Origin of the sequence: Burkholderia sp. AU4i (assembly GCF_000466765.1) — a bacterium.
Lineage (GTDB): Bacteria > Pseudomonadota > Gammaproteobacteria > Burkholderiales > Burkholderiaceae > Burkholderia > Burkholderia cepacia.
In genome coordinates this window covers 1-10,675 of the sequence record NZ_ASSI01000362.1, presented here as the reverse complement: position 1 = coordinate 10,675, position 10,675 = coordinate 1, and the positions used below count along the sequence as shown (strand labels likewise).

The following is a 10,675-nucleotide window of genomic DNA, read 5'->3' as shown; positions in this document are numbered from 1 at the left end:
CCGACGCGCACCCGGTACCGCGGCACGGCGCGGGATCGCCGGCTGCCGCGGCGCGCCTTCGGGCACCCGCGGCGGCCGGCGGCGGCCACTGATCGTACCGATCGACAACCGAACCGGAGCACTCCATGAGCGTCATCCTCACCTGGGTCATCAACGCGCTCGCGCTGCTGATCATCACGTACCTCGTGCCGTCGATCCACATCAAGAGCTTCGGCACGGCGCTGATCATCGCGGTCGTGCTCGGCCTGATCAACACGGTGATCCGCCCGGTGCTGATCCTGCTGACGCTGCCCGTCACGATCGTCACGCTCGGGGTGTTCATCCTCGTCGTGAACGCGTTGTGCTTCTGGTTCGCGTCGTCGCTGCTGAAGGGCTTCGAGGTGTCGGGGTTCTGGTCCGCGTTCTTCGGTTCGATCCTGTACAGCATCGTGTCGTGGCTGCTGTCCGCCCTGATCTTCGGTCAGCGCGACATCGGCTGAGGCCTGAGCCTGTTCCCACCGAATCATGAAACCGATCGAACTCTCGTTTGAATTCTTCCCGCCGAAGACGGCGGAAGGCGTCGAGAAGCTGCGCGCCACGCGTGCGCAACTGATGCCGCTGAAGCCGAAATTCGTCTCCGTGACGTTCGGCGCTGGCGGCTCGACGCAGCAGGGCACGCTCGATACCGTGCTCGACATGCAGAAGGACGGCCTCGAGGCCGCGCCGCACCTGTCGTGCATCGGCTCGTCGCGCGACAGCCTGCGCGCGATCCTCGACCAGTACCGCTCGTACGGCATCCGGCACATCGTCGCGCTGCGCGGCGACCTGCCGTCCGGGATGGGCGCGGTCGGCGAGCTGCGCTATGCGTCCGAGCTCGTCAGCTTCATCCGCGCCGAGCATGGCGACTGGTTCCACATCGAGGTCGCCGGCTACCCGGAGTACCACCCGCAATCGCGTTCGCCGAAGGCCGATCTCGAGAATTTCGCGCGCAAGGTGAAAGCCGGCGCGAATTCCGCGATCACGCAGTACTTCTTCAACGCCGACGCGTATTTCCGCTTCGTCGACGATGCGCGCAAGCTGGGCGTGGACGTGCCGATCGTGCCGGGCATCATGCCGATCACGAACTTCTCGCAGCTGATGCGCTTCTCCGAGATGTGCGGTGCCGAAGTGCCGCGCTGGGTGGCGCGCCGGCTCGAGAGCTTCGGCGACGATCGCGAGTCGATCCGCGCGTTCGGCGCGGACGTCGTCACGGGCCTGTGCCAGCGTCTGGTCGACGCGGGCGTGCCCGGGCTGCATTTCTATACGCTGAACACGGCGGCCGCGACGCGGACGATCTGTGAACGGCTCGACGTGTAGGCGCGCTCACGCGGCTGCATGTGCGAAAGCCCCGCCGGTTTCTGCCGGCGGGGCTTTTTTTCGAGGGTTGCGGAGCGGGGCCGCGTGCGTCAGCGCTGCGCCTGCATCAGCGGCGGGCGGCGGTCGAACCACGGCCGCGCCTGTTCGAGCTGCCGTGCCAGCCTGAGCAGCAGCGCGTCGTCGGTGTGGCGCGCGGCGAACTGCACGCCGATCGGCAGCCCGCGCGCGTTCCAGTAGAGCGGCACCGACATCGCCGGCTGGCCGGTCAGGTTGAACAGCTCGGTGCAGCCGGCCCACGTGAACGCCTTTTCCGACGACCTCGCGAGCATTTCCTTCAGCAGCGGCTTCACCGGCAGCGCGGCGAGCACCTTCATCTGCGCCGATTCGAACGGCGTCGGCTGCAATTCGCCGATCTTCACCGGCGGCCCCGCGAGCGACGCGCACAGGATCGCGTCGTAACGCGACACGAGGCCGGAGACCTGCACGGTGAGCTGGCGCTGCCATTCGAGCACGTCCGGCAGGCGGGTGCGCGCGAGGCGCCGGCCGACCACGGCCATCGCCCACGTCGCGGCTTCGAATTCGCCGCGCTTCGGCGTGCGGCCGGTCAGCGCGCGTGCGCCGAGCACCATCTCCTCGGCGATCGTCGCCCACAGCGTGAGGAAGGTTTCGGCCGTGCGTGCGTAGTTGACGTTCAGCGTCGCCGGCTCGACGTGGTGGCCGAGCGATTCGAGCAGCGCGGCCGCGTCGTCGAGCGCCGCGCGGGTGTCGTCGGCGAGCGCCGGCGCGAGCATCGGGTCGAGCACGAGACCGATCCGCAGCGGGCCGGGCGGCGTGTCGAGCTCGCCAAGGAACGTGCCGGGCGCGCCGGCCGGCAAGGTCTGGCCGGTCGTCACGTCGAGCAGCAGCGCGCTGTCGCGCACGCTGCGCGTGACCGCATGCTGGACCACCAGCTCGCCGTTCGACGGCCGGTCGACGAGGACCGGGTTGCGGGTCGGCTTCAGGCCGAACAGCCCGCAGCACGACGCCGGAATGCGGATCGAGCCGCCGCCGTCGGACGCATGCGCGAGCGGCACGATGCCGGCCGCGACGGCCGCGGCCGCGCCGCCGCTCGAGCCGCCGGGCGTGTGGTCGAGATTCCACGGATTGCGGCACGCGCCGAACAGGTCGGGTTCCGTGTACGGCATCTGGCCGATTTCCGACGTGTTGGTCTTGCCGAACACGTTGAGCCCGGCCGCGCGGCTTCGCGCGATCACCGGCGAATCGTCGTCAGGCACGAAATACCGGTAGTGCCGGCTGCCCATCGACAGCGGCAGCCCGGCCACCGCCGCGCCGAGATCCTTGACCAGATACGGCACGCCGGCGAACGGCGCGTCGGCGCCGCCCGGCGTGGCGACCGCACGCTGGCGTGCGGCTTCGTAGTCCTGCAGCACGATCGCGTTGATCGCACTGTTGACCGCTTCGGCCTGGCCGATCGCGGCGTCGAGCAGTTCGCGCGGGCTCGCCTTGCGTTCGCGTACCAGTGCGGCGAGGCCGATCGCGTCGTGCGCGAGATAGTCCGAGTGCATCGCAGTCACCCCCGTTGTGACGCGTGGCGATGTCGGCAGCATAACGCGGGCCCGCTGCAAGGGGCCCGCTGCCGGCCGCTTTTAGAGGTGCTCGGCGAGGAAGGTCAGCGTGCGGCCGTGCGCGAGCGCCGATGCGCGCTGGTTGTACGACGCGCGATCCGTGCAGTTGAAGCCGTGCTCGGCGCCCGGATAGACGTGGAACGACGCATGGCCGTGGCCGGCGAACGCGGTCTTCACCTGGTCGACGGCCGTGAGCGGGATGCCGTGGTCGTTTTCGGCGTAGTGGAACAGGATCGGCTGCGTGACCTTGCCGGCGAGGTCGAGCGCGTTCTGGATGCCGCCGCCGTAGTAGGCCACGGCCGCGTCGATCTTGCCGGTCGCGGCCGCGCGGTACGCGAGCTGGCCGCCGAAGCAGTAGCCGATCGCGGCGATCTTGCCGGCCACTTCGGGGCGCGCGCGCAACGCATCGGCGGCCGCGCCGATGTCCGCGACCGCGAGGCCCACGTCGGTCTTTTTCATCAGCTCGATGCCCTTGTCGCGATCCGCGCCTTCATAGGTCAGCTCGACGCGCGGCTGCGTGCGCCAGAACACGTCCGGCGCGAGCGCGACGAAGCCGTCGGACGCGTACTGGTCGGCGACCGCGCGGATGTGCGAGTTCACGCCGAAGATCTCCTGGATGATGATGACGGCAGGGCCAGTGCCGCGCTTGGGCAGCGCGAGATAGCCGCCGAAGCTGTCGTTACCGGTCGGGATGTCGATCCATTGGGCAGTCACGTTCTGAACTCCTGGCGAACGGGGTGCGCGATGCGCGCCCCGGGGTGAAAGAGGCGGCCTAGTGTGCCACCGATCGTGTGACGGTGCAGGAAGCGCCCCCGGGTGAGAGGGGCGGCCTCATGTGCCGCCGATCGTGTATCGGCGCAGGACGCGCGCCTGCTTCTCGCGCAGCGATCGTTTCGATCTCGATTATTCATTTTTCGGTGCGGCGCCGCTTCGATAGAGTCGATGTGCCAGCCTTTACAAAGCGCTTTCGCGCATCGTCATCGAAGGATTCGCCATGTCTGCCCGCCTGTTTTCCACGCCCTTTTCCGAACGCTTCGGCCTGCGCGTGCCGCTCGTGCAGGCGCCGATGGTCGGCGCGACCACGGCCGAGATGGTCGCCGCCGCATCGAACGCCGGCGCGCTCGGCAGTCTCGGCGCCGCCGCGTTCGCGCCCGAGCGCCTCGCGACCGAAGTCGAGGCCATCCGCGCGGCGACCGCCCGCCCGTTCGCGGTCAACCTGTTCGTGCTGCCGGACGCGACGCCCGACGCGGCGACCGTCGCGCGTGCGCTGGCGGCGATCGACCCGCTGAACGCAGCGCTCGGATTGCCGCCGGGCACCGCGCCCGCGCGTTACGCGCCGGATTTCCGTGCGCAACTCGATGCGCTGGTGGCGCTGCGCGTGCCCGTTGCAAGCTTCACGTTCGGCGTGCTCGACGCGGCCGACGTCGCGCGTCTGAAGGCCGCCGGCACCTACGTGATCGGCACGGCGACGCACGTGGCCGAGGGACTCGCATGGCAGGCGGCCGGGGCCGACGCGTTGTCCGCGCAGGGCGCCGAGGCGGGCGGCCATCGCGGCACGTTCATCGGTTCCGCCGACGACGCGCTGATCGGCACGTTCGCGCTCGTGCCGCAACTGGTCGACGCGACGGGCCTGCCCGTGCTCGCCGCCGGCGGCATCATGGACGGCCGCGGGATCGCGGCCGCGCTTGCGCTCGGCGCACAGGGCGCGCAGCTCGGTACCGCGTTCCTCACCTGCATGGAAAGCGCGATCGCGGCGGACTGGAAGGCGCGCCTGCTCGCGAGCACCGATACGTCGACGCAGGTCACGCGCGCGATCACCGGCCGCCACGCGCGCGGGCTGCGCAATACGCTGATGGCGCGGCTCGGCGAACGCGTGGCCGACGTCGCGCCGTACCCGGTGCAGAACGCGCTGACGCAGCCGCTGCGCCAGGCCGCCGCGCGCGCGAACGACGGCGACTACCTGTCGCTGTGGGCCGGGCAGGGCGCGCCGCTCGCGCGGCGGCGCGGCGATGCGCTGACGACGTCGCAGCTCGTCGCCGCGCTCGATGCCGAATGGCGTGCGGCGGCTGCCTGAATCGTTCATGCCGGACGACGAAACGCGCGCTGTCACGCGCGTTTCATTCAATGATCCCGGGCACAAAATACCGAATCGAAATGCCCCGGGAATACTTTGAAGCGACCTTTCGAAGAGACCTCGTGAATTAGCGGAAACCCTTATCCGGCGGGGCTTGCAGCGATATTCGAGTAGTCGTTCCAAAGTGCGCATATCGGTAGTGTTACCACTACCCCAAAAAAGTCCCACAAATTAATTTGATCACCTACACTTGCGCGCAAGTACGGACGGGCGGCTGCTAAAAGCGGCGGTTTTCACGTGCTTGAGGCCAAGTGCATGAACGATGCATCCGGCGAATCGTCCAGTGATTGCAAACACAGGGATGGCAGCGGGGCACCGGGCGATGGCGTTTTTTGGGACCGAACTGGAGACTTACATGAATATCAAGATGCAAAAGCTGTTGCCGATCACCGCCGCAGCGATGCTGTGCGCTGCAGCTGCAAGCAACGCGTCAGCCGATCAAGTCGTCAAGATCGGCCACGTCGCGCCGTTGACGGGCGGCATTGCACACCTGGGCAAGGACAACGAAAACGGCGCGCGTCTCGCAGTCGAGGAGATCAACGCGAAGGGTCTCACGGTCGGCGGCCAGAAGATCACGCTGCAACTCGACCCGCAGGATGACGCGGCCGACCCGCGCCAGGCCACGCAGGTTGCGCAGAAGCTCGTCGACGACAAGGTCGTCGCGGTGGTCGGCCACCTGAACTCGGGCACGTCGATCCCGGCCTCGAAGATCTACAGCGATGCGGGCATCGTGCAGATCTCGCCGTCGGCCACGAACCCGGCCTACACGCAGCAGGGCTTCAAGACCACGTACCGCGTGGTGGCCACCGATGCGCAGCAGGGCCCGGCACTCGCGAACTACGCGCACTCGAAGGGCATCAAGAGCGTGGCGGTGGTCGACGATTCGACCGCGTACGGCCAGGGTCTCGCGAACGAGTTCGAGAAGAAGGCCAAGGCGCTCGGCCTGAAGGTGATGTCGCATGACGCGACGAACGACAAGGCGGTCGACTTCCGCGCGATTCTGACCAAGATCAAGGGCGAGAATCCGGACGCGATCATGTACGGCGGCATGGATGCCACCGGCGGCCCGTTCGCGAAACAGGCGAAGCAGCTCGGCCTGCGCGCGAAGATCTTCGCGGGCGACGGCGTGTGCACGGAAAAGCTGGCCGACCTGGCCGGCGACGCGACCGACAACGTGGTGTGCTCGGAAGCCGGTGCCTCGCTCGAGAAGATGGCGGGCGGCGCGGCGTTCAAGGCGAAGTACGAGAAGCGCTTCGGCCAGCCGATCCAGATCTACGCACCGTTCACGTATGACGCCGTGTACATCATCGTCGACGCGATGAAGCGCGCGAACTCGACGGATCCGGCGAAGATCCTCGCCGCGATGCCGGCGACGAACTACTCGGGCGTGATCGGCACGACGACCTTCGACTCGAAGGGCGACCTGCAGCACGGCGTGATCTCGCTGTACAACTACAAGGGCGGCAAGAAGTCGCTGCTCGACGAAGTGAAGATGTAACGCAACAGGCGGTCAACAGAAGGGGTGAAAACGCGCATGCGGCAATGCATGCGCGTTTTCTTTTGGGCGGTTCGACCCGGCGAGCGCCGTCCCGTCAGATCTTCAGATGGGCGAGCACCTTCGGCGCGACCAGCGCGACGAGCGCCGCGCACAGCGCGACGACCGACAGGCCGATCGTCAGGTTCGCGGCCTGCGCGACAGCACCGATCACGACCGGGCCGAACAACAGCCCGAAATACGCGAGCCCCGCCACGTGCGCGAGCCCTTCGGCCGCGTGGATGCCTTTCACGCGCGCGGCGGCCGCGAACAGCACGGGCATCATGTTCGCGAGGCCGAGGCCCATCAGCGTGAAGCCGGTCAGCACCGCGACCGGGTTCGGCAGCAGCAGCGCGCCGATCATCCCCGCGCATGCGAGCGACGCGCTCGCGAATACGAGTTGCGGCGCGCCGAAGCGCGCACGCACGGCGTCGCCCGCGAAGCGCGCGATGGCCATCCCGCCCGAGAATGCCGCATATGCGGCGCTCGCGAGCGCGGGGCTCGCCGCGACGACGTCGCGCATGTAGACCGTCGCCCAGTCGTACATCGCGCCTTCGGCGACCAGTGCAATCAGCGCGATGCCGCCGAGCATCCACAACGCGGGCGAGCGCCAGCGGTTGCCGCCGCCATGCGCGTGTTCGTGGTGCGGCACGTGCGGCAACACGGCCGGGCTGGCGGCCACGAGCACCGCGGCGCTCACGGCTGCCGCGAGCGCGAGATGCACGACCGGCGTCATGCCGGCCGACAGCAGCGCGCCGCCGGCGGCCGCGCCCGCCATCCCGCCGATGCTGAACATTCCGTGCAGCGACGACATGATCGGCTTGCCGAGCGCGATCTCGACGGCGCTGGCCTCGGCGTTCATTGCGACGTCGAGCGTGGCCATCGAGAAACCGAACAGCGCGAGCACCGCGAGCAGCATCCAGTAGTCGGGCACGACGAGGATCAGCGCCGCGCACGCGGACATCACGAGCCCGCCGGCGAGGCACGCGGTGCGTGAGCCGACGCGGGTGATCCAGCGCGCGATGGTCAGCATCGCGGCGATCGAGCCGCCGGCGACCGCGAACAGCGCGATCGACAGCAGGCCGGGGCTCAGCGCGAACTTGTCGCGCACGGTCGGCACGTGCACGCCCCAGGACGCGTACATCATGCCGGCGACGAAGAACAGCGCCATCGACGCCGTGCGCGCGCGCTGGCGGGCCGGCAGCGGCAGCACGCGATGCGCGTCGGGCGGCGCGGCGAACGGGGACGACGATTCGGGGGAGGAGGATTCGGACACGGAAAGGCTCGTCAAAGGAAATGCGCGGACGCACGCGGCGCCCGTCGGACCCGTCCGATTCTATCGAACCGCTTACGATCCTGCCGGGCGATGGCCGCTTGGCCGATGTCCGGGCGGTCGCGGTGCCCTCCGGGATTCGCCGCATTGGCCGTTCGACCGATGCGCGGCGTGCCGCGCCCGCGGGTAACATCGAAGCGCATGGCGTGCCCGGCGCGCCGCCCTTCGACCGCAGGAGTCCTCTTGAACATCGATCCCGCTCTCGCCCTGCATCTGCTGCACCGCTGCGCGCTCGGCACGCTTGCCACCCATGCGCGCGATCCGCAGGGCTTCCCGTATCCGACGGTCGTTCCGTTTGCACCCGATGCAAGCCATCGTCCGGTGATCCTCGTGAGCGGCCTCGCGGAGCACACGCGCAACCTGGCCGCCGATCCGCGCGCGGGCTTCCTCGTGGTTGACGCGTCCGGCGGCGACGTGCTGAACGCCGAGCGCGCGACGCTGCTCGGCCGGTTCGTGCCGCTCGGCGACGATCCGCACGTCACCGCGCGCTACCTGCGCTACGAGCCGGACGCCGCGCGTTATCTGGCGCTCGGCGATTTCACGTTCTGGGCGCTCGACGTCGAGCGGCTGCGCTATATCGGCGGTTTCGGGCGCATGGGCTGGGTCGACGGCACGCATCTCGATGCGCTGCCGCCGCTCGCCTTCGACGAGGAACAGGCGTTATGGGACGCGTACGACGGCGGCGCGGCGCGCCGCGACGGGCTCGAATTGCTCGGCGTCGATCGTCACGGCGCCGACTGGCGACACGACGGCCGCCGCGTGCGCACGCCGTTCGATACGCCATTGGCCGACGCGGGCGCGTTGCACGAGCGGCTGATTGCATGCGCGCGGGATGTGACGTGACGTCGCGGTGCGGGCTTGTCCGCGGTTTGTCCGTTTAGCGTGTTGCGCCGTCCGATTTTCGTAAAACTGTCGTCCGATGAAAGCTTCTATTTTTCCGAATGCAGGGTAATTGCGTATGTTGATAGGCCTAATAGCCAATCGCTAATGTCCTAATCTCTGTGTAGGAACGTAAAAATTTGAGAAAAGGCCGCGACCGGTCAAAATGACACGAGTGAATTTCAATTGATCTCGGGATTTTCATGAATCTCGCTTCTATCAAATCTTTTTTGTGCTAATCTCTGCCTTCGAAAATCCGAGGCACATATATTTCATGAATGGTGAGCTGGCTGCAGACCGGCGCCATTAGTCAGATAGAAAGGGAAACTATGTCTTCTTACAAGGACCTGCTGGCCCAGCGGGAGAAGCTGGAGAAGCAAATCGAAGAAGCGAAGTCGCGTGAATACGCTGAAGTGCTGAATGACGTGAAGCAGAAAATTGCCGACTACGGCTTTTCGCTCGCCGAACTCGGTCTCAGCCGCGCGAAGGCAGGCAAGGTTGGCCGTCCGCGCGCTGGCGTCGCCGCGAAATACCGCGATCCGGAAACGGGCGCGACGTGGTCGGGCCGCGGCAAGCCGCCGCGCTGGATCGCGGGCAAGAACCGCGAACAGTTTGCGATTTAAACGTTTGTTTAAGTCGCCTGCGCTTCAAAAGAGCCGCGTGTCCGTTCAGGAGCGCGGCTTTTTTGTTTTCAGCGGCCGCCGCGCGCATGGCACTGTCATGAAAATGTAATGATAGAGGGTGCGAATGGAAATACGACCTGTTCGCATAAGCGATTGATTTGAATAAGAAATTTGTGGGTATTGGCGGGATTCGCGGGGCACCCTTGATAGAATTGCGTACCGCACACCGATATCTCATATTTCATGTCCACGTTTTCCGGCGACGCGCAGAGCGCAGATAAGCACGCGGTTGCACGCAAGAGCACGTTCGTCAGTATTGTGCTGAATGTCGTGCTTGCGACATTTCAGATCGTCGTCGGCACGATTGCGCATTCGCAAGCATTGATTGCCGACGGGGTGCATTCGATTTCCGATTTGATCTCGGATTTCGTCGTGCTGGTTGCGAATCGGCATAGCGGCGCATCGCCGGACGCCGACCACAATTACGGGCACAGCCGCTACGAGACCGTCGCGTCGCTGTTTCTCGGCGCAATCCTGATTGCAGTCGGCGTCGGCATGCTGTGGCGGGCCGGCGACCGTCTCGTTAATCTCGAAAATATTCCGGCGGTACATTTTTCCGCGCTGGTCGTCGCGCTGACGGTGCTCGTGTCGAAAGAGGCGCTGTTTCGCTACATGCTGCGCGAAGCGCGGCGCGTGCGCTCGGCGATGCTCGTCGCGAACGCGTGGCATGCGCGTTCGGATGCCGCCTCGTCGCTCGTCGTCGCGATCGGCATCGTCGGCAGCCTGGCCGGCGTGCGGCTGCTCGATCCGATCGCGGCGGCGATCGTCGGCTTCATGGTCGCGCGCATGGGCTGGACGTTCGGCTATGACGCGTTGCAGGATCTCTCCGACCGCGCGCTCGATACGACCGACACGGCCGAGATCCGCGCGCTGCTCGCCGCGACGCCGGGCGTGCGCGACGTGCACGACCTGCGCACGCGCAAGATGGGCGATGCGGCGCTCGTCGACGCGCACATCCTCGTCGATCCGATGATCTCCGTCTCCGAAGGGCATTACATCGCGGAAACCGCACGTGCACGCGTGCTGCGCGACCCGCGCGTGCTCGATGCGCTGATCCACGTCGACCCCGAGAACGACGCGGCGCGCCGTCCGGCGCTCGCGCTTCCGCCGCGCGGCGAGATCGCGGCGCGGCTCGAGGCCGCGCTCGCGCAG

General features: G+C 67.2%; 10 protein-coding genes. 7 read left to right on the top strand and 3 right to left on the bottom strand.

Annotation, left to right across the window (positions count from 1 at the left end; genetic code table 11):
- Positions 1-125 precede the first annotated feature (125 nt).
- On the top strand, positions 126-479 hold the full coding sequence (locus L810_RS42575) for a phage holin family protein (protein WP_006477367.1): 354 nt from the start codon (positions 126-128) through the stop codon (positions 477-479).
- A 25-nt stretch (positions 480-504) separates the two neighbouring features.
- Positions 505-1,335: a methylenetetrahydrofolate reductase [NAD(P)H] gene (metF, locus tag L810_RS42570; protein ID WP_021164275.1), complete on the top strand. Its 831-nt coding sequence runs from the start codon at positions 505-507 to the stop codon at positions 1,333-1,335.
- Positions 1,336-1,424: 89 nt separating this feature from the next.
- Here metF and L810_RS42565 read toward each other — a convergent pair whose 3' ends face one another.
- Together L810_RS42565 and L810_RS42560 are read right to left on the bottom strand one after the other, a co-directional pair.
- Positions 1,425-2,900: an amidase gene (locus L810_RS42565; protein ID WP_042978374.1), complete on the bottom strand. Its 1,476-nt coding sequence runs from the start codon at positions 2,898-2,900 to the stop codon at positions 1,425-1,427.
- Positions 2,901-2,981: 81 nt separating this feature from the next.
- Positions 2,982-3,674: a dienelactone hydrolase family protein gene (locus L810_RS42560; protein WP_021164273.1), complete on the bottom strand. Its 693-nt coding sequence runs from the start codon at positions 3,672-3,674 to the stop codon at positions 2,982-2,984.
- 280 nt (positions 3,675-3,954) lie between these two features.
- Here L810_RS42560 and L810_RS42555 point away from each other — a divergent pair, with 280 nt between their 5' ends.
- Positions 3,955-5,034, top strand: a complete 1,080-nt coding sequence (locus L810_RS42555; protein ID WP_021164272.1) for an NAD(P)H-dependent flavin oxidoreductase — start codon at positions 3,955-3,957, stop codon at positions 5,032-5,034.
- A 415-nt stretch (positions 5,035-5,449) separates the two neighbouring features.
- On the top strand, positions 5,450-6,592 hold the full coding sequence (locus tag L810_RS42550) for a branched-chain amino acid ABC transporter substrate-binding protein (RefSeq protein ID WP_027788629.1): 1,143 nt from the start codon (positions 5,450-5,452) through the stop codon (positions 6,590-6,592).
- A gap of 94 nt (positions 6,593-6,686) precedes the next feature.
- Here the strand turns inward: L810_RS42550 and L810_RS42545 are convergent, their stop codons facing one another.
- Positions 6,687-7,904, bottom strand: a complete 1,218-nt coding sequence (locus L810_RS42545; RefSeq protein WP_042978375.1) for an MFS transporter — start codon at positions 7,902-7,904, stop codon at positions 6,687-6,689.
- A gap of 240 nt (positions 7,905-8,144) precedes the next feature.
- Between L810_RS42545 and L810_RS42540 the strand changes: the two genes are divergently transcribed.
- The 3 genes from L810_RS42540 to L810_RS42530 all read left to right on the top strand — a co-directional run.
- Positions 8,145-8,804 carry a HugZ family pyridoxamine 5'-phosphate oxidase gene (locus L810_RS42540; RefSeq protein ID WP_021164269.1) on the top strand — a complete coding sequence of 220 codons (660 nt, stop codon included), beginning with the start codon at positions 8,145-8,147 and terminating at the stop codon, positions 8,802-8,804.
- Positions 8,805-9,169: 365 nt separating this feature from the next.
- A complete protein-coding gene (locus L810_RS42535) occupies positions 9,170-9,463 on the top strand; it encodes an H-NS histone family protein (protein WP_006491875.1) in 294 nt (97 codons plus the stop codon).
- A 243-nt stretch (positions 9,464-9,706) separates the two neighbouring features.
- On the top strand, positions 9,707-10,675 hold a 969-nt coding region (locus tag L810_RS42530), incomplete at its 3' end, for a cation diffusion facilitator family transporter (RefSeq protein WP_042978373.1).

Coding starts and splice junctions, on each gene's coding strand:
- L810_RS42575 (WP_006477367.1), top strand. CDS start 126: ATGAGCGTCATCCTCACCTGGGTCATCAACGCGCTCGCGCTGCTGATC.
- metF (WP_021164275.1), top strand. CDS start 505: ATGAAACCGATCGAACTCTCGTTTGAATTCTTCCCGCCGAAGACGGCG.
- L810_RS42565 (WP_042978374.1), bottom strand. CDS start 2,900: ATGCACTCGGACTATCTCGCGCACGACGCGATCGGCCTCGCCGCACTG.
- L810_RS42555 (WP_021164272.1), top strand. CDS start 3,955: ATGTCTGCCCGCCTGTTTTCCACGCCCTTTTCCGAACGCTTCGGCCTG.
- L810_RS42550 (WP_027788629.1), top strand. CDS start 5,450: ATGAATATCAAGATGCAAAAGCTGTTGCCGATCACCGCCGCAGCGATG.
- L810_RS42535 (WP_006491875.1), top strand. CDS start 9,170: ATGTCTTCTTACAAGGACCTGCTGGCCCAGCGGGAGAAGCTGGAGAAG.